This window comes from Methylobacterium sp. 17Sr1-1 (genome assembly GCF_003173775.1).
Classification (GTDB): domain Bacteria; phylum Pseudomonadota; class Alphaproteobacteria; order Rhizobiales; family Beijerinckiaceae; genus Methylobacterium.
The window spans coordinates 4,032,501-4,053,398 of record NZ_CP029552.1 but is presented as its reverse complement, the minus strand read 5'-3'; the positions used below and the strand labels follow the sequence as shown (position 1 = coordinate 4,053,398).

General features: G+C 71.6%; 16 protein-coding genes and 1 pseudogene (1 of these 17 cut by a window edge). 6 read left to right on the top strand and 11 right to left on the bottom strand.

The window, feature by feature from the left end; genetic code table 11:
• Positions 1-71 precede the first annotated feature (71 nt).
• Together DK412_RS18230 and DK412_RS18225 are read right to left on the bottom strand one after the other, a co-directional pair.
• Positions 72-1,697: an outer membrane beta-barrel protein gene (locus tag DK412_RS18230; protein ID WP_245447068.1), complete on the bottom strand. Its 1,626-nt coding sequence runs from the start codon at positions 1,695-1,697 to the stop codon at positions 72-74.
• A gap of 110 nt (positions 1,698-1,807) precedes the next feature.
• A complete protein-coding gene (locus DK412_RS18225) occupies positions 1,808-2,356 on the bottom strand; it encodes a GNAT family N-acetyltransferase (RefSeq protein ID WP_245447064.1) in 549 nt (182 codons plus the stop codon).
• A gap of 138 nt (positions 2,357-2,494) precedes the next feature.
• On the opposite strand from DK412_RS18225, the gene mutL reads away from it, so the two are divergent.
• Positions 2,495-4,459 (top strand): DNA mismatch repair endonuclease MutL, encoded by a 1,965-nt coding sequence (mutL, locus tag DK412_RS18220; protein WP_109973097.1) that lies wholly within the window; start codon positions 2,495-2,497, stop codon positions 4,457-4,459.
• A gap of 603 nt (positions 4,460-5,062) precedes the next feature.
• Positions 5,063-5,272, top strand: a pseudogene (locus DK412_RS18210) (aquaporin); the annotation flags it as partial.
• A gap of 69 nt (positions 5,273-5,341) precedes the next feature.
• On the opposite strand, the gene DK412_RS18205 reads toward DK412_RS18210, so the two are convergent.
• The gene (locus tag DK412_RS18205) at positions 5,342-5,815 is read right to left on the bottom strand and encodes a DapH/DapD/GlmU-related protein (protein WP_109973095.1); all 474 of its coding nucleotides are present in this window, start codon (positions 5,813-5,815) and stop codon (positions 5,342-5,344) included.
• Between the two features lie 474 nt (positions 5,816-6,289).
• Here DK412_RS18205 and DK412_RS18200 point away from each other — a divergent pair, with 474 nt between their 5' ends.
• Together DK412_RS18200 and DK412_RS30270 are read left to right on the top strand one after the other, a co-directional pair.
• Positions 6,290-8,158 (top strand): Wzz/FepE/Etk N-terminal domain-containing protein, encoded by a 1,869-nt coding sequence (locus DK412_RS18200; RefSeq protein ID WP_162596237.1) that lies wholly within the window; start codon positions 6,290-6,292, stop codon positions 8,156-8,158.
• A gap of 207 nt (positions 8,159-8,365) precedes the next feature.
• Positions 8,366-8,509, top strand: coding sequence for a hypothetical protein (locus DK412_RS30270; RefSeq protein WP_162596236.1), 144 nt, complete (start codon positions 8,366-8,368; stop codon positions 8,507-8,509).
• Positions 8,510-8,787: 278 nt separating this feature from the next.
• Here the strand turns inward: DK412_RS30270 and DK412_RS18195 are convergent, their stop codons facing one another.
• Positions 8,788-10,110: a chloride channel protein gene (locus DK412_RS18195; protein WP_245447061.1), complete on the bottom strand. Its 1,323-nt coding sequence runs from the start codon at positions 10,108-10,110 to the stop codon at positions 8,788-8,790.
• 100 nt (positions 10,111-10,210) lie between these two features.
• Here DK412_RS18195 and panE point away from each other — a divergent pair, with 100 nt between their 5' ends.
• Positions 10,211-11,149 (top strand): 2-dehydropantoate 2-reductase, encoded by a 939-nt coding sequence (panE, locus tag DK412_RS18190; RefSeq protein ID WP_109973092.1) that lies wholly within the window; start codon positions 10,211-10,213, stop codon positions 11,147-11,149.
• 118 nt (positions 11,150-11,267) lie between these two features.
• Here panE and DK412_RS18185 read toward each other — a convergent pair whose 3' ends face one another.
• The 7 genes from DK412_RS18185 to DK412_RS18155 form a co-directional block, all read right to left on the bottom strand.
• Positions 11,268-13,970: an AbfB domain-containing protein gene (locus DK412_RS18185; protein WP_109973091.1), complete on the bottom strand. Its 2,703-nt coding sequence runs from the start codon at positions 13,968-13,970 to the stop codon at positions 11,268-11,270.
• Between the two features lie 1,056 nt (positions 13,971-15,026).
• Positions 15,027-15,950, bottom strand: coding sequence for an aminotransferase class IV (locus DK412_RS18180; RefSeq protein ID WP_109973090.1), 924 nt, complete (start codon positions 15,948-15,950; stop codon positions 15,027-15,029).
• Positions 15,951-15,985: 35 nt separating this feature from the next.
• A complete protein-coding gene (locus DK412_RS18175) occupies positions 15,986-16,759 on the bottom strand; it encodes an amino acid ABC transporter ATP-binding protein (RefSeq protein WP_109973089.1) in 774 nt (257 codons plus the stop codon).
• A gap of 16 nt (positions 16,760-16,775) precedes the next feature.
• Positions 16,776-17,441 (bottom strand): amino acid ABC transporter permease, encoded by a 666-nt coding sequence (locus tag DK412_RS18170; RefSeq protein ID WP_109973088.1) that lies wholly within the window; start codon positions 17,439-17,441, stop codon positions 16,776-16,778.
• Between the two features lie 11 nt (positions 17,442-17,452).
• The gene (locus DK412_RS18165) at positions 17,453-18,118 is read right to left on the bottom strand and encodes an amino acid ABC transporter permease (RefSeq protein ID WP_109973087.1); all 666 of its coding nucleotides are present in this window, start codon (positions 18,116-18,118) and stop codon (positions 17,453-17,455) included.
• A gap of 25 nt (positions 18,119-18,143) precedes the next feature.
• Positions 18,144-18,980 (bottom strand): transporter substrate-binding domain-containing protein, encoded by an 837-nt coding sequence (locus tag DK412_RS18160; protein WP_109973086.1) that lies wholly within the window; start codon positions 18,978-18,980, stop codon positions 18,144-18,146.
• A 71-nt stretch (positions 18,981-19,051) separates the two neighbouring features.
• A complete protein-coding gene (locus DK412_RS18155) occupies positions 19,052-19,765 on the bottom strand; it encodes a GntR family transcriptional regulator (RefSeq protein ID WP_109973085.1) in 714 nt (237 codons plus the stop codon).
• Between the two features lie 292 nt (positions 19,766-20,057).
• Between DK412_RS18155 and DK412_RS18150 the strand changes: the two genes are divergently transcribed.
• A protein-coding gene (locus tag DK412_RS18150; protein WP_109973084.1) for a tyrosine-type recombinase/integrase crosses the window boundary here: on the top strand, positions 20,058-20,898 show its 5' portion. It continues 92 nt past the right edge of the window; only the first 841 of its 933 coding nucleotides appear in the window; its start codon is at positions 20,058-20,060; its stop codon lies off the right edge, out of view.

Genomic DNA, 20,898 nt, shown 5'->3' with positions numbered 1-20,898 from the left:
CGAGGCCTCCGGGTAGAACCGGGGGAGGGCGGTCCGGGTTGCGCGGCGCGCATGTCGCAGGGAGAGGTCGGTTACGGGTTGACCCGCACCCCCACCAGATACGTGTCCGAATGATAGCTCGACCCGACCGCCGTGCTGCGCAGCAATTCGCGGGCGTAGCTCGCCCGGATGCCGAGCCAGCGGTTGAGGCGGTAATCGAGCCGGACGCCGGCGCTGTAGCCCTGCTCGCGGATGCTGGTGCCCTGGTAGTCGTTGCCGATCAGGGTGCCGGTCAGCGTCAGGCGCAGGTTGCGGCGCAGGTCGTGGGTGAGCTCGGCGACGGCGGTGCGGGTGAGGATGCCGCTCGCCCCCGGCACGATGGTCTCGAGGACGCCGGTCGAGGCGCCGACCCGCAGCGAGGTGAGGGCGGTCGCCGCCCAGGTCACCGAGCCGTCGATCACCGGGCCGGTGACGTCGCGCAGGCGGCTGTCGGCGTAGTGGCGCGACAGGTAGCCGGCCGAGACCTCGCCGGCCAGAAGCCGGCTGAACTCGAAGCTCGACCCGGCGCGCACCGTCACGCCGTCGGAATCGCGCCGCAGGCCGGACTGGTCGACCGCGAAATCGTGGATCCGGGTATCGACCAGGGTGTCGACGAAGGGGGTGAAGCCGGGGCGGATCTCGTAGCCGGTGCGCAGGCGCAGGCCGACCTGGTTGGCATTGCGGTCGTCCTGGCGCAGGATGGTGCCGTCGCCGAGCTGGGCGTTCTCGAAGGTCTGGCGGTCGATCAGGCCCGCCACCGTCACCTGCAGCCGGTTGAAGTTCTGCGTCACCCCGACGGTGCCGCCATAGGCGGCGACGAGGGGCCGGTCGCGGACCTGGGCGTTCAGGTCCGGGCTGCCGGCGCGCTGGGTCGAGATCGCGTAGCGGCCCTCGACGTCGACCTTGGTGTCGCGGGCGACGTCGAGGCGCAGCCGCATCGCCCCGTCGCCGTCCGGCCGGTTGGCGTTGCGGTTGTCCGGATAGGTGAAGTAGCCGAAGCGCGCCTCGCCGGTGAGCGAGTGGGACGACCAGTCGCTCTCGACGCGCAATTCGCCCTGGCTGCGCAGGGCCATCGAGCCGCGGCGGACAATCGAGCGGTCGGGATTCGAATCGTAGCCGACGCTCTGCTGCAGGGCCGGGAACAGGGTGAGGCTGCCGAGCCGGATGCCGAGCGGCCCGTAGGGGTCGAGGGGATCGATCGTGCGCCGGCGCAGGAGCGGCACCGCACCCGCGATGTCGGGGAGCCCCGAGACCGGGATCTGCACGGCCGGGCGCAGGCGTGCCTCCTCCGCCGTGCCCTGCTGGGTCGCCTGGCGGGTGATCGCGGTAGTCGGTGGGCGCGTGCGCCGCGGGAGCGGGGTGCGCGGCCTCGCGCCGGAGCGGGTGCCCGCACCCGGCCTGCCGACGCCGCGGGCGAGGCCGCCCTGGAGCGCCGGGTTGGTGGCCCGGAGCGCGAAGGTGCCGGGATCCTGGCCGCCCGGGAGCGGGCCGGCCAGGGACGGATCGCCCGGCCCCTGACCGAGACTCAGCCCCTGCCCGAAATCCTGGCCCGATCCCGGTGTCGCGGTCGGGCCGAGTCCTTGTGCCGCGACCGGTCCCGCGCCGAGCAGGGAGACCGCCAGCATCAGGGCGGGGATGCCGGGGCCGGCCTGTCCGGATGTTCGCCGCTCGTCCGCCACGGGCCTGCCGCTCCGCTCCGTCCCGCCACCTCCGGCGAGCCATCATGGTTAAGAGCGTTACAACCGGCAGGGTTAAGTCCCCGTAACTGACGCGGGGACAGACCTTTCCCTCATCGGTCCGGCGGGGTCCCGTCGGCAAGGCTGCTGGCTGGGCTCGTGTCGCCCGGGCCGAGGGGGCGCTGCATCAGCACCGTGTCGAGCCAGGTGCCGTGCTTCCAGCCGACGGATCGCAGCACCCCGACATGCCGAAAGCCGAGGGCGGCGTGCAGGGCGATCGAGGCGGCGTTGTGCGAATCGCCGATCACCGCCACCATCTGGCGGAAGCCCGCCGCCTCCGCCCGCGCGACCAGCGTTTCCAGCAGGCGCCGGCCGAGGCCGCGCCCGGCCTGGTCCGGCCGGACGTAGACGGAGGTCTCGACCGTGCCGCGATAGGCCGGCCGGGTCCGGTACGGGCCCGCATAGGCGTAGCCGACCACGCGGCCCGACCGTTCGGCGACGAGATAGGGGTAGCCGCCGGCGACGAGTTCGGCCCGGCGCCGTCCCATCTCGGCCTCGTCCGGCGGCTCGAGCTCGAACGAGGCCCGGCCGGTGGCGACCGCGTGGGCGTAGATCGCCGTCACCGCCGGAAGGTCGACCTCGGCGCAGGGACGCAGAACCACGTCGTCCTCAAGAATCCCGACAGGGAGAATCCCTGAATCGAGGGGCCCGTCGCCTTGCGCCATCCGCGTCGATCCATCCGGTGGAAACGCCGGATCCTGCACCTTCTGGCGCCGCCCGCGAAAGCTTATATTCGCATCATGGCCAACCCATCCTCCGGACTCCCCTCGGTCCGCCGCCTCGACCCGGTCCTCGTCGACCGCATCGCCGCCGGCGAGGTGGTCGAGCGGCCGGCCTCGGCGGTCAAGGAGCTGGTCGAGAACGCGGTCGATGCCGGGGCCTCCAGCATCGCGGTGACGATCGCGGCCGGTGGGCGCAAGCTGATCCGGGTCGTCGACGACGGCGGCGGCATGAGCGCGGCGGACCTCGCGCTCGCGGTCGAGCGCCACGCCACCTCGAAGCTGCCGGACGGCGATCTGGAGCGCATCGACACCCTCGGCTTTCGCGGCGAGGCGCTGCCGTCGATCGGCGCGGTGGCGCGGCTCGCCATCACCTCGCGGGTGCCCGGGGCCGAGACCGGCCACGTGATCGTCGTCGACGCCGGCGAGAAGGGGCCGGTGCGCCCGGCCGCTGCCCAACCCGGGACCCGCATCGAGGTGACGGACCTCTTCGCCGCCACTCCGGCGCGGCTGAAATTCCTCAAGTCCGACCGGGCGGAGGCGACGGCGGTGGGCGAGATCCTGCGCCGCCTCGCGGTCGCCCACCCGCAGATCCGCTTCACGCTGACGGGCGAGGGCTCCTCGTCCACGGGCCTCGTCTTCCCGGCCGAGACCGGTCCGGGCTCGTGGCTGCGCCGGCTGGTGGCGGTGCTCGGCCCGGAATTCGGCCAGAACTCGGCCCCGTTGAGCCTGGAGCGCGAGGCCTTCGCCCTCGACGGCCATGTCGGCCTGCCGACCTTCCACCGGGCGGCCGCCACCCACGTGCACTTCGTCGTCAACGGCCGGCCGGTGCGCGACCGGTTGCTGCTCTCGGCGGTGCGCGGCGCCTATGCCGACGTGATGGCCTCCGACCGCCATCCGGTCCTGGCGCTGGCCCTGACCTGCGACCCGGCCCTCGTCGATGTCAACGTCCACCCGGCGAAGACCGAGGTGCGCTTCCGCGATCCCGGCCTGGTGCGCGGGCTCATCGTCAGCGCCATCCACGAGGCCCTGCGCCGCGAGGGCGGGCGCAGCTCCGCCACGGTCGCGGCCCGCACCCTGGAGAGCCTGCGGCCGGCGCAGGCGCCGGTGCCGGCCTCCATGCCCCTGCGCCCGCCCGCGAGCCTGTTCTCGCGCCGCGACGAGACGGCGCCGTCCCGGCAGGCCGGCTCGGGGCGGCCGGAGGCGTTCGAGCGCGACTTCGGCGGGGGCTTCGGCGCCGATCCCGCCTCTGCCCCGTGGCAGGCCCGCGAGCCGGACCAGGCCGCCTACGAGGGAGCCCCCGAGGGTTTCGGCGAGGGCCGCCAGGCGCATTTCTCCGGCGACCTCGCCCTGCCGAGCGCCGACCAGCGCGTGCCGGCGCCGGAGGCGACCCCTCATCCCGCCGAGCGGCACCCCTTGGGCGCGGCGCGGGCGCAGCTGCACGAGACCTACATTGTCGCCCAGACCCGGGACGGCATCGTCATCGTCGACCAGCACGCCGCCCACGAGCGGCTCGTCTACGAGCGGCTGAAGCGCGAGCGGGCGGGCGGCGGCATCGCCCGGCAGATCCTGCTGATTCCCGAGGTGGTCGAGCTCGATCCCGTGGAGGCCGACCGGCTCGCCGACGCGGCCGACTCCTTGCAAGATCTCGGCCTCGTCCTCGAAGCCTTCGGCCACGGCGCGGTGCTGGTGCGCGAGGTTCCCTCCGCGCTCGCCGGCGGCTCCCTGCGCGCGCTCCTCACCGACGTGGTCGACGCGCTCACGGAGGGCGGCGCCGATCCGCTCGCCCGCCGCCTCGACGCCGTCCTGTCGCGGATGAGCTGCCACGGCTCGATCCGCGCCGGCCGCCGCCTGCGGCCGGAGGAGATGAACGCGCTCCTGCGCGAGATGGAGGCGACGCCGTTCTCCGGCCAGTGCAACCACGGCCGCCCGACCTATGTCGAGCTGAAGCTGTCGGACGTGGAGCGGTTGTTCGGGCGGCGCTGACGCGCCCGCCTTCCCGGCAAGGGCTTTTCGGACCGCGGAGCCCTCGCCTACGATCGCGCCGGTCCTCATCCTCGGAGTTCCGGCCTGCCCGCTCTGCGGTGCGGCACGCCCGTCGATCTCGACGGCTACGACCGTCTCTGCGCGGCGGCGGAGGAGGACGGAGAGCGGCTCGAATATATCGATGGCCGGATCTTTCGCATGGTGGTCGGGGGCTCGACCGCGCATCACGCCCTGACCCGGCGCCTCGTTCCGGGAGACGATGCGGCTCGAAGCCGGCGACGCGCGGTTCTATCCGGACGTCTTCGTCGCGTGTGGCGACGGCATCGTGCCCGATCCGGACACGAAGGGCGTGGCCGGCGCGACCGTGATCCTGGAAGTCCTATCCCCCGCGACCGAACGCTACGACCGCGGCCGGAAATGGCTCGCCAATCGGCGCCTGCCCGAGCTGCGCCACTTCGCCCTCGTCGCCCAGGACCAGCGCCGGATCGAGGCGTATCACCGCGAGGGCGCCGGCTGGCGCTACGAACTAGAACTCGACGCCGAGGAATGCGCGGCGGCAGTTGCGGTCCTCGTTGGGATGGCGGCCTCCCCGGGGACGGAGCAGTCAGCATCCCGATCACCAGCCTGTCGGTCGACCCGGCCCGCAGCACCGGCCCGGCCCTCGTCGTCGGCGGCTGGGCGGTGGCGCAGCTCTGGCTGTTCTGGGTCGCGCCGATCATCGGCGGGGCGCTCGGCGGGGTCCTGTACCGCGGGCTGAGCGAGGAGCCCGCGGCGCAGGTCACCGGAATCCCGACGGCCGCGGCGACGCGCTGACGGGCCGTGACCAGCCCGGCGGAGCTGCCCGATGTAACCCCGCCGGGCTTGCTGTCCCGACGTCTCTTCTTAGCCGGCCGAGACCTCGTCGAGGCGCCCGGCCGGGTCGTGCGGTTCGAGCCCGCGCCGGTCGCGGGCGTCGCCCACGACCCGGCCGGGCACGCCGATCACCAGGGCGAAATCCGGCACGTCGCCGCCGACGACGGCGCCGGCGCCGATCATCGCGCCCCGGCCGATCGCGACGCCGGGCAGGACCGTGGCGCGCGATCCCAGCGATGCGCCGGGGCCGATCCGGGTCGGCTGATCGCCACCGTCGCCGATCACCACCCCGTGCCCGACGAACACGCCCTCGCCGAGCTCGACCGCGGGGCCGAGCACGCTGTGCGAGGAGACCTTGCAGCGCGCGCCGATGCGGCTGCCCGACCGGATCTGCACGAACGGTCCGATCCGGGCGCCGGCGCCGATGCGGCAGCCGGCGAGATCGACGAGGTCCGGATGGGTGATGCTGGCGCCCTCCTCGAGGGATACGTCGGTGATCGGCATGCGGGCGGGCTCCTGTCTATCGGTTCGCGGGCCTCGCCGAGCGCTCGGGCTCGGCCTCGAAGAGGATCGAGAGGAAGCCTAGGCCGCGGCCGCGCCGCCCGGCAGCACCGGCTTTGGGGGCGGCGGGCCCGGGCCGCCTCGACCGGCCGGGTCGGGTGGAGCGGGCCGGTCCTCCACCCTCCGGAGGAGTGCCGCCGCCTTCGGGAGGAGGCGGGGGCGGCGAGGCCGGACCGAAGGGGTACGAGACGGGCGATCGGCGGATCCCCGCCTCCGCCGCCCGGGCGCCTCCGGGCCGCGCCTACGCCGTTCCGCGGCGTTCCGGCGCCGGCCATGCCGGACGTACACCTCGGAGGGTCACGGGCGGCGCCTCGGGATCGAGAGACCCCGGGTGTTGTCCGCGGCGGCCACCAGCGCCCGCGGGGGAGCCGCCGATCCCGGATCCCCCGCCGCGGTCGAGCCGAAGAGAGCGCGATCTTGCTGAACAACCCGATCTGGACCGACCCGTCCCTCGCCCCCCGCCTTCGGAACGACCCGCCGGAGACGCGCAGCCTCGAGGTTCGCGACATCCTCGCGTTCCTTCGCCGCCGCCGCGCCCGCATCCTCGCCTGTGCCCTCGCGGGGGCGGCGCTCGGCGCCCTCTACGCGCTGGCCTCGACCCCGGTCTACACCGCCCGGGCGCAGCTGGTGATCGACTCGAAGATGCCGCCGCTCTTCGCCGAGCCCGGCGGCGAGGCGCGCTTCGCCATCGACACCGGCCAGATCGCCAACCAGGTGGCGATCCTGCGCTCCGAGAAGGTCGCCAGGATGGTGATCGACAAGCTCGGCCTGCGGGGCGATCCGGAATTCGCCGGCGCGAGCCTCCGGCTCCCGGCCTGGGCCGCGGCGGCGCAAGGCCGCGCGGTCGCCCTGTTCGAGAATGCCCGCGCGGCCTTCAAGGGCGCGACCGGGCGCGCCGAGGCGGAGGCCGACAGCGGCCTCGAGGCCGAACGGCGCCTGCTCGATACCTTCGCGGCCCGGCTCGACGTGCGCCGCGCCGGTCTCGCCTACGCCCTCGACATCACCTTCTCGGCCCGCGACCCGCAGAAGGCGGCCGACATCGTCAACGCCGTGGTCGAGCAGTTCCTGCGCGAGAAGATGGAGGCCCGCATCGAGGCCTCGCGATTCGCCACCGACTGGCTCAACGAGCGGGTCGACCGCTTCCGGAGTCAGATGAACACGGCGATCCGCGCCGTGCAGGAATTCCGCGCCACCCACAATTACCGCATCCGGCGCGGCCGGCGCGACGATGCCGACGGGCCGGTGGCGAGCGCGGGCAGCCAGATCGTGCCCCGGGCGCCGGCGGACGACGAACCCGGCACGCTGGAGGAGCTCGAATCCGCCGCGGAGACCTCGCGCAAGGTCTACGAGAGCCTGCTGGTGGTGCTGGCCGAGGCGGTGCAGCGCCAGAGCGCCCCGGTGGCCGATTCCCGCGTCATCACCGCGGCGACCCGGCCGCTGTTCCGCTCCAATCCCGGTCTGCGGCTGACGATGCCGGCCGGGGCGGTGGCGGGGGCCGGGCTGTTCGTGATGGTCGGGGTCGCGGGCCTGTTCCTCGACGGGCGCGCCCGCTCCCGGCGCCAGGTCCGGGCCGCGACCGGGCGGGACTGCCTCGGCTGGATCCCGGCCCGGCCGGCGGGGCGCTCAGGGCTTCGCCGCCGCGGCCTGACCGAGGAGGCGCGGCTCTGCGCCGGGCTGGCGGAGGGACTGCAATGGACCCGGCTCTCCCTTGCCTCGGCCAACCACGCCGTGCCCTTGCGCACCATCGGCCTCACCGCGGCGGGGCGCACCTGCGGGCGCACCAAGGCGCTCGCGGCGATCGAGCTCGCCCGGCTCTACACCGCCGCGGGGGCGCGCGCCCTGGTGATCGACGCCGATTCCGCCGACCCGGTGCTGCGCGAATCCGGGACGGGCGAGGGAATCGTCGCGGATCTCCGCGGCTTCGGCACCCGGGCGTCCGAGAGCTGGCGCACGCACGTCACGGCCCTCACCGACGGGTGCGACGTGCTGCCCCTCGCGCATGAGCTGCTGCCCTCGCCCCACTGGCTCGGCTCGCCCGCCATGGAGGCGTTGCTCACCAGCCTCTGCGACGCCTATGACGTGGTGATCGTCGACCTGCCGCCGGTCGGCCGCTCGGCCGCCACCGTGGCGCTGGCCCCGCTCCTCGACGGCGTGGTGCTGATGACCGAGTGGGGCCGCACCCCCTTGCGGACCCTGACCGAGGCCTGCGAGGCCCTGGAACACGCCCGCGCCCGGATCCTCGGCACGATCACCACGGAGGTCGACCTGACCGCCATCGACGGCTGAGATACAGCCTTCACGAGAAGCTTAACGCCCGCCAGTCAGGCATATCATGCATGATTGGCGGGCAATTCGGCATGATGACGCCAGTTGCATGCGATTGCTGCATATCGCAGCTGCGAGATGATCGATTGCTGCGACGCAGCATCGGCGGCATGGTCGGGGACAGGAACCACAGAGTTCCACCCCACCTCTCAACTCGGAGCCGAACCCATGGCCTCCTCGCCGTCGATCGCCGCGACCCGTTCCGTCGCCTCCGCCCGGGCTTCCGCGAAGCCGGGCCTGTTCGCCAAGATGATGCGTCTCTGGGCCGAGCATAACCGCCGCGTCGCCGAGTTCGGGATCCTGCCGTTCTGAGGCGGGTGATCCGGGAGGGATCGGGCTGATAACCTGGCCTTGATTTTCGACCGGACCGACGCCGTTCACACCCGCCGCGTCATCCCGGGGCCGCGACAGCGGAACCCGGGATCCAGGAGCGCCGAGCGGTGCAGTACAGGGCGGGACGCGGTCGGATCTTTTCCAAACGATCTTGTGTCTCTGGATTCCGGGCTCCGCTTTCGCGGCCCCGGAAAGACCCTGTGAGGCGGGCCGGAAGGGCTACGTTCCCCGGTCGAAGTCCTGCTCCGCCACCTCCCTCACGCCGGACCGCTCACCTCCGGCTCCCGGGCCCGGCGTCCGGTGATGCGCGCGACCATCGGCTCGGCCAGCGCGTGGTAGAGCCCCTCCGGGCAGACCAGCTTCGAGGCCGCGTCGGCGAGGAGCGCCGCGACCATCAGGGGAATCACCAGGGCGTGGTTCTCCGTCATCTCGGCCACGATGACGAACGAGGTGATCGGCGCCTGCAGGACGCCGGTCAGGTAGGCCACCATCCCGACCAGCACCACGGCCCCGACCGGCACGTCCGCGAACAGGCCGGCGATCTCGGCCCCCAAGCCCGCGCCGACCGCTAGCGAGGGGGCGAAGAGCCCGCCCGGGATGCCGCTGATCGACGACAGCGTCGTGGCGACGAATTTCAGGGGGCCGAACCAGGCATGGGTGTCGGCGGTGCCGTGCAGCAGCGCCTTCGCCTGCTCGTAGCCGGTGCCGTAGACGTGGCCGTCGGTGGCGAGCCCGCACAGGGCGACGCCGAGGCCGCACAGGCCCGCGAACAGCACCGGCCGCCCCGAGACGAACCGCCCCGCCGCGCCGGGCAGCCCGCGGGAGACCGCGATGACGATGCGGCTGAACAGCCCGCCGGCGAGGCCGCCGAGGATGCCGCAGAGCGGCACCACGGCCCAGGCCCGCAGCGGGAGGGTGTCGGCGGTGGTGCCGAAATAGGTGTAGTTGCCGACGAGCGCGAGCGAGGTCAGGCCCGCCGCGATGATCGCCCCGAGGATCAGGCTCGAGGTCTTGGCCTCGTAGGCGCGGCTGAGCTCCTCGATGCCGAACACGATGCCGGCGAGCGGCGTGTTGAAGGCCGCCGCCACGCCCGCCGCCCCCCCGGCGAGCAGCAGGCCGCGCTGGCGCTCCGGCGCGAGCCGCCCGGCCGCCGCCATCAGGGCGGCGCCGACCTGCACCGTCGGCCCCTCGCGCCCGGTCGAGGCGCCGCAGAGAAGTCCCAGCGTCATCACCACGATCTTGCCGGCGGCGGTCCGCAGCGAGACCAAGGGGTGGCGCAAGGCGGCGTCCTCGATGTCGCGGGCGGCGATCACCTGCGGGATGCCGCTGCCCTGCGAGTTCGGGAAGACCGTGCGGGCGAGCAAGGCCGCGACCCCGAAGCCGACGGGCGTGAGGACCAGCGCGATCAGCGGCGAGATCCCGAGCACGGCCCGGAACCCGGCCTGCGCCGCGTCGGCGAGGTACGCCATCAGCACCGCCGCGCCCCCGACCGCGATGCCCCCGATCACGAACAGCCCGCGCCGGACCCAGATTCCGGCGAGATCCCGCGACCCGGACAGCCGCCCCCGCAAACCCCGCACGCGCCACAACTCCCGTCGTTCGACCTCGACGGGCCACCTTGGACGAAACCGCCGGGAATGCGAAGCTCGGCCCGCACGAAGACGGGCGGGAGGACGCGGCATGCGGGTGCTGGTGGTGGGAGCCGGCGCGACCGGCGGGTATTTCGGAGCGCGGCTCGCGCAAGCCGGGCGCGACGTGACCTTCCTGGTCCGGCCGGCCCGGGCGGCGCGGCTCGGCGAGGGCGGCCTCTCGGTGAAGAGCCCGCTCGGGGATTTTCGCATCCCGCGGCCCGCCACCGTGACGGCGGGCGCGATTCGCGAGCCCTTCGACCTCGTGCTCCTGAGCTGCAAGGCCTACGACTTAGGCAGCGCCCTCGACGACGTCGCCCCGGCGGTCGGGCCGGAGACGATGGTGCTGCCGATCCTCAACGGCCTCGCCCATCTCGACGCCCTCGACGCGCGCTTCGGGGCGGAGCGGGTGCTCGGCGGCTCCTGCGCCATCGCGGCGACGCTCTCGCCCGAGGGCGAGATCGTGCAGATGAGCGACCTGCACGCGCTCACCTTCGGCGAGCGCGACGGGACGCGCTCGGAGCGGATCGCGCGCGTCGCCGGGGTGATGGAGGGCGCGGGCTTCGCGGCGCGCCTGAGCGAGAAGATCCTGCTCGAGATGTGGGAGAAGTGGGTCTTCCTCGCGACGCTCGCCTGCGGCACCTGCCTGATGCGCGCGCCCGTCGGCGACATCGTGGCCGCCCCCGGCGGGCGCGATGTGATGCTCGGACTGCTCGACGAGTGCCGCGGCATCGCGGCCGGGGCCGGCCACGCGCCGCGGGACAAGTTTTTGGAGACCAGCCGCGGCACCCTGACGGCGGAGGGCTCGCGCTTCACCGCCTCGATGCTGCGCGACATCGAGCGGGGCGCCCGGATCGAGGCCGACCACATCGTCGGCGACCTCCTGGCCCGGGGCCGGGCGGCGGATCCGGGCGGGGCGTGGCCGCATCTCGCCGTCGCCTACACCCACCTCAAGGCCTACGAGACCCGGCGGACGCGGGAGCAGGGCTGAGCCCGGCTGTGACGACGATCGGGGAGGGCGGTCGAACCCTCCTCCCCGCATGCTTAAGATGATGTTTGTCGCGGCGCCGGGCCGTCGCCCGGGCCCGGCGCCGCGGAGGATCGCCGGGTTACTGCGACGAGAAGGTCTGGTTCGCGCCGCCGTTGCAGGTCCAGACCGCCGTCGCCGCGCCGGCCTGGGTCGAGACGTTCAGGACGTCGAGGCAGAGATTCGTGTTGTTGACCGAGACGAGGGCGTTGCCGCCGGTCTGGCCCCGCGACGTCCAGGCCTGGTTCGTCCCGCCGTTGCAGGTCCACTGGTTGATCGGCGTGCCGGATGCCGCCGGCGGCTTCGACAGGTTCACGTCGAGGCACTTGCCGGACGCCTTGTTGACGTAGGCGATGCCGCCGTTGCCGGCCGTCCCGGTCCAGGTCTGCTCGGCCGAGCCGTTGCAGGCCTGCTGCGTGACCGCGCCGCCGTCGCTGGTGTCGCCGCCCGCGATCGACAGGCACAGGCCCGAATGCGCCGCCTTGAGGACCCAGCCCGTGGGGGTCAGGCCCGGGGCCGGGCAGAACGAGGCGTCCTGGTTGAAGCTCGGACCGCCGTCGAACTTCGCGATGTAGAAGGCGAAGTTCTGGTGGCGCAGGTAGTAGCCGGGCCAGTCGACCGACTCGTAGGACGTGCAGGTCCCGGTGTTGCAGCCGCAGGTGCCGGCGAGGCCGGCGCGCGGGAGGAAGGTCGAGCCCTTCTTGAAGACGTCGCCGCCGTCGTTGGCCTGCTGGAAGATCTGGAAGTTCTGGTGGCGCAGGTACTGGCTCGCGTTGCCACTGGCCTGGAACGAGACGCCCTGGCCGGCGAGGCCCGGCACCAGCCGGAAGGTCGCCTGCTGGCGGTCGCTCGCATTGGCCGGCACGACGAGGCGGGCGGTGCCGCCGACATTGGTGAGGTAGCTCGTGGTGTAGTTGCTGGCCTGCAGGCTCACCGCCGCGCCGGTGGCGACGCTCGTTCCGGTGCCGCCGGTGCCGCCGGTGCCGGTCCCGCCGCCTGTGCCGCCGCTGCCGGCAGTCCCGCCGGTGCCGCCGCCGGTCTGGCCGCCAGCGGTACCGGCGGTCGCCGCCGGTGCCGAGACCTGGCTCGGCGCCGCGACGCCGGCGCCGAGCGCGATGATCACGCCGGGCGAGGGCACGCCCTTCTGGTCGATCGCGACCAGCTGGTAGTAGCCGGGGGGCGCGACGTTGGCCGAGCCCGGCGCCTGCATCGTCACGGCGGTGCCGTTCTGGCTGAAGCCCGCGACGATGCGGCGCTGCCCCGAGTTGAAGCTGTGGGTCACCGCGCTCAGGCCGACCAGCACCACCTGCGACAGGCCGTTCTGGGACGTGAGCTCGAATTGCAGCGAGCCGCCGTGCTGCAATTGCACCGTGTTCAGGCTGACGATCTGCGGCCGCGGGGCGAGCGCCACCTTCCCGTTCGCGCTGGTGAACAGGTAGGGCGGGTAGAACACCTCGGCGTTCTGGTTGTTCACCGGGCCCGGCGCGCCGCCGCCGGCGATGAGGAGCGCGCCGTTCTGCATCAGGATCGCGGTCGAGTGGTAGCCGCGATAGACACCGCCCGAGGCGCCGACCGACCAGCGGCCGGTCTTCGGGTCCCAGATCTCCGATTGCAGCACGGTGTCGTCACCGGCCCGGTCGTTGAACTTGCTGCCGCCGGTCACCGCGACCTGGCCCGTGGGCAGGACCGTGGCGTTGGCCCAGGCGCGCCCGACGCTCATCGGGTTGGTGTCGGTCACGACCGGGTTGCCGGTGTTGATGTCGATGATCGAGGCGCGGCTGCTCGACAGGAAGCCGTTGCCGTTGTCGTAGCTGTTGCCGCCGACCTGGAGGATCTTGCCGGTCTCGTACATCGCCGCGGTCGAGACCGGGCCGACATTCGGCGCGTCGGTCGCCGAGGAGGCGTTGCGCTGCGGCTCCTTGAAGTTCATCGCCGTGACCGCACCGTTCCCCGACGGGTCGAGGAACCACATCTTCTCGGCGCTGATCCCGAACACCTTGCCGTTCGGGGCGACCCAGGCGCGGGGATACCACCATCGGCTGTTCTCGGGGCCGAACGCGTCGCGGCTCTTGGCGCCGAACAGGCTCTTCCACTGGGTGCCGTCGTAGATCTCCGGGGTCATCCCGGTCATCAGGCCCTTGTCGATGCTGCCCTGAGGATCGGCCCAGCCGCCCTGGTAGGGGTAGGAGCCGCCCATGATGAGCTGCTGGCCGTTGGGCAGCGTCAGCATGGTGGAGTAGTAGCGATCGTTGGCGAGCCGGGCCGTGACCGCGAAGGCGCCGTTCTGGCCGTTCGGGATGCTCTTGACGACGAGGCTGCCCTTGTCGTTGCCGTTGTCGAAGATGCCGCCGGAGGTCATCAGCGTTCCGTCGGTGCGCAGGGCCTGCGCGCTGCAGAAGCTGTTGACGCCGCCGACGCCGGCATAGGTCGTGGTGCCCTGGCCGAGACCCTGCGACGGATCCCAGAACGTGAAGGTCCGGCCGTCCTGGACGCCGGGATTGCCGGCGGCGGTGCCGTAGGACACGATCCGGCCGCTCGGCATCATCGCGAGGGAGATGGCGTTCATCGGCCAGTCCTTCACGCCCGAGAAGAGGCCGGCCGTCGGCGCGGTGTCGGGCAGCGGCAGGCCCGACATCAACGGGTCGGCGACCTGGTTGACCACGATCCCGAACTGCGCGGCCTGCGCCGGGGCGAGAAGACCGGTCGCCAGCACCGTGGCGGAGAGGAGGGCGGCGTGTCGCAGGCGCATCCGGCGCCGCTCCGCGGCGTGTGTCGCGTCGATCATCGGGAGAACTCTCGCTGGAAGGTCAGGGCGTGTGCGGGGCGGGTCCGGCGCGTCGGGGCGGCGCGTCGAGGCCCGATGCGACGAAGGTCGGGACGGCGGGGCCGCTTCCCCATTGGAGGCGGACGCCCTGCCGCGCGGCGTCGGCCGCAGGCTAGGGCAGGATGGCGACGTCGCCCGGCACCGGTGCCGTTGCGGTCTCTCGCGGCTCGGACGACGCGGTACTGGGGATGCCCCAGAGGGGCGGGCCGACCGCGAGGGCCGCCATATCCTTGAATCCCGGCCGCATGGCTCGATTCGTCCGTCCGTCCGTCTGTGTGCTGTCCCAATGCCGAACCTGACGTAGGGAGGTTTAAATCCGGTAATCGGCCTCGGATAATGAATCATGACCATCATTCCGCAGCGGAGGCTCATGTCTTCGCCGGGGCGGATTAGTCCAAGATACTGCGTAAAGAGGTGTCAGGCTTAACGAGACGCGATGATGTCCGTTAGGAACGTCGCGATCGGAGGAAACCCGGCGGTGATGCGGTACGCGGCGTCGACACCTGGACGGAGGACGTCACGCCGTTCGCGGGCGGCGCTGGACGATGGACGCCAGGGGAGGAGCTTTCGACGGGATCGGAGAGCACGATCCGGTCGAAGTGCGCCAATCTCCTTGAAGCCAAGTGTCATTTCGATGTATTGTTAAAATAATTTACTAAAGTTTTCGTCAAATCTGCGGGTTAATAATTGGACTAAATGAAATATCTATTCTCACAAATGACAGATATATTATATATTTCTTGGTTAGTATGAATATTCCAAAAATTTGGCTGGCATGAAAGATTGCCGGCGAGAAGATGGATTTCTTCCACTCACACCTCATCCTGAGGTGCGTCCACTGGGAGCCTCGAAGGAGGCCTCCAGTTGTCTCAGTGGCATCTGGAGGCCACCTTCGAGGTCAGTCTATCTTCAATCGACTGATACCTCAGGATGAGGCCGTGGGTGGGATGGAGGTGACCGATCAGTCGAACGGTCTCTCGGGTCCGGGGAACCGGCAGCCGCTCCGTCCCACACAGCTCAAGCCAGCGTATAAGCCTGGTAGAGCCGGCTCGCCTCGGCGGTGACCGGGCCCGGCTGGCCGGTGCCGATGCGGCGGCCGTCGATCCGGGTCACCGGGGTGATGCCGCCGAGCGTCCCGGTCACGAAGGCCTCGTCGGCGGCGTAGGTCTCGGCCAGGGTGAAGTCGAGCTCGCGCACGATGCCGCCGCTCTCGCGCCACAGCTCCACCACCTTGCGATGGGTGATGCCCTTGAAGTTGCACCGTCCCGTCGAGGTCCACAGCTCGCCCTTGCGGACGATGAAGAAGTTGGTCGAGTTGCAGCTCGCCACGAAGCCGGAGGGGTCGAGCATCAGCGCCTCGTCGGCGCCGCAGTTGATCGCCTGGATCAGCGCCTGGATGAAGTTGAGGCGGCTGTGCGAGTTGAGCCTGAGGTCGAACACGTCGGGCGTGCTGCAGCGGATGGTCGAGGTCATCAGCGCGAGGCCGGCCGCCTTGGCCTCGGGCCGGGGCGTCTTGTACTCGGCGATGATGACGACGGTGGCCCGGCCGAGCGCGAAGCGGGGATCCTGGTTCGGCGTCGTCTTCCGGCCGCGGGTGACCATCAGGCGGATATGGGCACCGTCGGTCATGCCGTTGCGCGCGAGCGTCGCCCGGATCGCCGCCACCATCTCCTGGCGGGTGAGGCCGATATCGAGGGCGATCGCGCCGGCGCCCTCGTAGAGCCGGTCCATGTGGTCGTCGATGGCCAAGAGCTTGCCGTTGACGAGGCGCAGGCCCTCCCACACCCCGTCGCCGAGCACGAAGCCGGCATCGAAGACCGAGACCGAGGCCTGGTCGCGGGGGAAAAACTCGCCGTTGATCGAGACGAGCACGCCGTCGTTGCGGGGATCGTCGAGGTAGCCCTGCGCGCTCGCCGCGCTGGAGGTCTGTGAGCCGGACACGGGATGGTTCCTCGGTTGATCTTTGGGGCGCGCGTTCAGAACGCGAACTCGCTGTGGCGCGCCAGGAAGGTGCGGGTGCGCTCGCCGCGCGGGTGCTTCAGGACCTCGTCGGGGGTCCCGGACTCGTAGAAGCGGCCGTCGGCCAGGAAGACGACCCGCGTGGCGAAGTGGTAGGCGAAGCCGAGTTCGTGGGTGACGAGGAGCATGGTGCGCCCCTCCTCGGCGAGCCCGCGGATCACCCGCAGCACCTCGCCGACGAGCTCGGGATCGAGCGACGAGGTGGGTTCGTCGAAGAGCAGGATCTCCGGATCCATCGCGAGCGCCCGGGCGATCGCCACCCGCTGCTGCTGGCCGCCCGAGAGCCGGCTCGGATAGGCGTCGCGCTTATCGGAGAGGCCCACTTTTCCGAGCTCGGCTTCCGCCCGCGCCAGGGCTTGGCGCCGGGGCGTCCCCTTCACGGTGACGAGGGCCTCCATCACGTTCTCGACCGCACTCCTATGCGGGAAGAGGTTGAACTGCTGGAAGACCATGCCGACGCGCCGGCGCACGCCGCACAACTCGCCCTCCGGATAGACCGTGGCGCCGTCCCGCCCCGGCCGGCCGAGCGCGCGCCCGTCGAGGGCGATCCGGCCGGAGGTCGGGATCTCCATGAAGTTCAGGCAGCGCAGGAGGGTGCTCTTGCCCGAGCCGGAGCCGCCGATGATCGCGACGCGCTCGCCCGGCATCACCGCGAGGTCGATGCCGCGCAGGACCTCGTGCGATCCGAACGACTTGTGGAGGCCTTGGACGTCGAGGAGGGGTGTCGTCATCGCGGGCGGAAGCCTTTCAGCTGCGGGCGGCCAGCCGCCGCTCGAGGCGGGCGGAGAGGACGCTGCCCGGATAGATCAGGACGAAGTAGACGATCGCGACCGTCGTCAGGATCTCGAGCGGACGGTAATAGGTCGAGCTCAGCAGGCGGCCCTGGTACATCAGCTCGTGCACCGAGATCACGGAGGCGAGCGAGGTCACCTTCGCCAGCTCGATGCCGCGATTGGTGAAGGCCGGCAGCATGCGGCGCAGGACCTGCGGCAGGATCACCCGCCGCATCACCTGGGCCCGGGTCATGCCGAGCGCCCGCGCGCCCTCGAACTGGCCCCTCGCCACCGACTGGATCCCGCCGCGAAAGATCTCGGCGCAATAGGCCGCCGTGTTGAGGGTGAGCGCGAGCAGGGACGCGGCGAACGGCGACAGCTGGAGGCCGATCACGATCGGGAAGGCGTAGAAGAACCAGATCAGCTGGATCAGGACCGGCGTGCCCCGGAAGAGCTCGACGGCGCCGAGGGCCGGCCGGGCGACCCATCCCGACCGGGACAGGCGGGCGAGGCCGAGGAGGAGGCCGAGCGCGAGCCCGGCCGCCATGGCCGGCACCCAGAGCTGCACCGTGACGAGGAGGCCGCGCAGCAGCACCGGCCAGTTCTGCGCCAGCAGGCCGAAATCCCACTCGTAATCCATGGCCTGCGACCTCAGCGGTAGGCGGTCAGGCGCCGCTCGGCCCCGCGCGCCAGCGCGCCGCAGGTGACCAGCAGCACGAGGTAGAGGAGGGCGACGACCGTGTAGACCTCGAGCGGCCGGAAGGTCTGGCTGTTGACCTGCATCGCCTGGTAGAGGAGCTCGCCGTAGGCGAGGGTGGAGGCGAGCGCCGTGGTCTTCGTCAGCTCGAAGGAGCGCTCGACGAAGGGCGGCACCATGCGGCCGACCGCCTGCGGCAGGATCACCCGCCGCATCGCCTGCGCCCGGGTCATGCCGACCGCCTTGGCGCCCTCCCACTGGCCCGCCTCGATCGACACGATGCCGCCGCGAAACACCTCGGCGTAGAACGCTCCGGACTGGGTCGAGAGCGCGAGGACCGCCGCGGCGAGGGGATCGAGGCTGATGTCGGCGAGCACCGGCAGCGCGTAGAAGAACCAGAAGAAGTGCACGATCGGCGGCGTGTTGCGGTAGAACTCGATGAACGCCGTCGCCGGCGCCCGCAGGAGCCGGGAGGGGGACAGCCGCATCAGCGCGAGGCCGAGCCCGAGGCCGACGCCGAGCACGATCGACATGGCCGCGATCTTGACGGTGTTGACGAGCCCGAGCGCCAGCATGTCGAGGTGGCGCAGGACGGGCATGAAGTCCCAGGCGTAGGTCACGGCCGTCCCTCCCGCGTCAGGGCCCTCAGACCCATTTCTCCCGCGCGAGACCCGGAACGGTCGCGGGGTCGATGCCGCGGGTCCGCAGGTAGGCCGCGAAGGAATCCTGCGGCGTGCCGGCGGCGTAGAGGGCGGCGAAGCGCTCGCCGAGCCAGTTTTTGAAGGCCGGGTCGGCGTCCCGGCGGATGCCGGCGCTGGTGGCGACGGGGGTGACCGGCTTCATCAGGACGACCTTGCCGAGCTTGAGCCGGGCGTACTGGACGACGAGGGCCGGGTGGAACTGCGCCACCGCATCGACGTGCCTGGCCGCGAAGGCGGCCACCGCCTCGTCGTTGTTGGAGAAGCGGCTGATGCTGGCCGCCTTAACGGTCTCGGTCACCATGCGGTCGACCGAGGTGCCGAGCGTCACGCCGATCCGGGTGCCGGGCTTGTCGAGGTCGCTCCAGGCGGTCGCCGTCTGGTCCGGCCGGACGAGGGCGCCGGCGGCGTAGTAGAACAGCGGACTGTCCGGGAAATCGATCGCCTTGCGGCGCTCCTCCGTCGGGTCGAGCACGAACATGACGTCGATCTGGTCGGCCTGGATCGCCGCGACGCAGTTCGCCCAGCTCGTCTCCACCGGCACCATCGTCACGCCGAGATTGCCCGCTAGCGCGGTGCCGAGGTCGATGCCGACGCCGCTCCAGGTTCCGGCCATCGGATCCTTGAAGAACCACGGCTCGGCCGAGGTGACGCCGATGCGCAGGCGGCCGCTGCGCTTGATGCGGTCGAGCGAGGTCTCGCCCTGCGCCGCCACGGGGGACAGGCCCGCGGCGGTGGCCGCCGCGGCGAGGGCGAGCGCGAGGACGTCGCGGCGACGGGGCATGGGTCTCTCCTGCACGGGTCTCTCCTGCAAGGGGCTCTTCTGGGAGTCGGTCGGGATTCGGGACGGGGCGGTCACGCGCGCCTCTCGGGGAGGCGCTCGCGCCCGTCGAGGAAGGCCTTCGTCTGCTCGGCGCCCCGGCGCATGTGGCTCTCGATCTCGCCGCGCATCGCCGCGAGGTCGTCGCCCAGGGCGAGGCGCAGGTAGTCGTCGTGGCCGTCCCGGCGCGGGCCGCGCAGGCCGTGGGCCCGGTGATGCGCCGCCCAGTAGAGCTGCAGCCGGCCGCGCAGGCCGTGCCAGATGGTCAGCAGGAAGGAATGTCCGGTCGCCTCGTAGACCGTGCCGTGGAAGCTCAGCTCGGCGAGGATGCTCGCCTTGTCGTCGCCCGCATCGATGGTCGCCGTCAGGGCCGCGTGCCGGCGACGCAGCTCGGTGCGGAATGCCTCGTCGCGCCGGTCCCACAGCTGCTCGAAGGCGAAGGTCTCCAGGTTGCGGCGGATCGAGTAGATCTCGTCGACGTCCTTGACCGAGATGTCGATGACGTAGGTCCCCGTATAGGGAACCGTTTCGAGGATGCCTTCCTCGATCAGCTGCCGGATCGCCTCGCGCAGTGGGCCGCGGCTGACGCCGAACTGCGTGGCGAGCGTCGTCTCGACGAGCTGGGAGCCGGGCGCGATGTCGCCGCCGAGGATCGCGCTGCGCAGGCTGTCGGCGATGCGGCTGCGGAACGTGTCCTTCGGCACGCGGGGAAAGCCGTCGGTCGGAGAAGTCGCGCGTCGAGCGGTCATGCGGGCCTCGTCAGTCGTCGATTGTCAACAATCGACGACCTGATGCAAGAGGCGGCATGCACGATGTGCGAGCAACGGGCGCCCCTTCGGCGGACCTGTCGAGGTAAAGCGGGCGCTGGCATGGCCGGAGGCCTCGCGCCTCGCCGCAGCCCGGCGGCGGGGAGAGTGATGCGTGCGCGGCGAGGGGCAACCGCAGACGCACCCACGCGCGAGGAACCGAAATCGGGCTCGCTCGCATAAGCGGTTTTTCTCAGAGAATGTCCCGTTAACCGGCCTCCGGCATGCTCCGGGCATGACCAACGCCGAGATCATCGAGCTGTGGCTCGACGCCCTGGCCGCCGAGCGCGGCACCGCCGCCTCGTCGCTCACGACCTATCGCCGCGATGTCGCGTGCTATCTCGGCTGGCTCGGCGCGCGCCGCCTCGCCGAAGTAACCCGGCAGGACATGGTCGCCTACCTCGCCCATCTCGACCAGCGCGCCCTGTCGCATTCGACGATCAGCCGGCGCCGCTCGGTGGCCAACGGCATCCACCGCTTCATGGTGGCGGAAGGTCTTGGAACCGGCAATCCGGCGGCCGAGCTCCAGCCGATGAAGCGGCCCGACCGCCTGCCGTTCACCCCGGGCATCGAGGCCGTCGACCGTCTGATCGAAACCGCCCACGCCCTGGCCCGGGACGAATCGGTCGGGCTCTACCGGCAGGCCGGCTACGCACGGCGTGCGGCGTTGCTGGAAACGCTCTACGCCAGCGGGATGCGGGTCTCCGAGGCCGTGACGCGTCCGGCCGACGCAGTACGGCCCGGAACCCGGATGATCCATGTCCGCGGCAAGGGCGGCAAGGACCGGCTGGTGCCGCTCCACGACCGGGCGGTCGAGGCGATCGGCTGGTGGCGCGAACTGGCGGGACGGTACGGCTCGCGGTCCGACGTCTGGCTGTTTCACCGGGTCTCGAACGGCGAGCAGCACCTGACGATCGACGCGGCCTTGAAGGAGATCAAGGAGACGGCGGCGGCGGCCGGGATCCCGAACGCTTCGCGTTGGTCGCCGCACAAGCTGCGCCACGCCTTCGCGACCCATCTCCTGCAGAACGGAGCGGATCTGCGGGTGATCGGCGAGCTCCTGGGCCACGCCGATC

Coding starts and splice junctions, on each gene's coding strand:
- DK412_RS18205 (WP_109973095.1), bottom strand. CDS start 5,815: ATGCCGATCACCGACGTATCCCTCGAGGAGGGCGCCAGCATCACCCAT.
- panE (WP_109973092.1), top strand. CDS start 10,211: ATGCGGGTGCTGGTGGTGGGAGCCGGCGCGACCGGCGGGTATTTCGGA.
- DK412_RS18155 (WP_109973085.1), bottom strand. CDS start 19,765: ATGACCGCTCGACGCGCGACTTCTCCGACCGACGGCTTTCCCCGCGTG.
- DK412_RS18175 (WP_109973089.1), bottom strand. CDS start 16,759: ATGACGACACCCCTCCTCGACGTCCAAGGCCTCCACAAGTCGTTCGGA.
- DK412_RS18170 (WP_109973088.1), bottom strand. CDS start 17,441: ATGGATTACGAGTGGGATTTCGGCCTGCTGGCGCAGAACTGGCCGGTG.
- DK412_RS18160 (WP_109973086.1), bottom strand. CDS start 18,980: ATGCCCCGTCGCCGCGACGTCCTCGCGCTCGCCCTCGCCGCGGCGGCC.
- mutL (WP_109973097.1), top strand. CDS start 2,495: ATGGCCAACCCATCCTCCGGACTCCCCTCGGTCCGCCGCCTCGACCCG.
- DK412_RS18185 (WP_109973091.1), bottom strand. CDS start 13,970: ATGATCGACGCGACACACGCCGCGGAGCGGCGCCGGATGCGCCTGCGA.
- DK412_RS30270 (WP_162596236.1), top strand. CDS start 8,366: ATGGCCTCCTCGCCGTCGATCGCCGCGACCCGTTCCGTCGCCTCCGCC.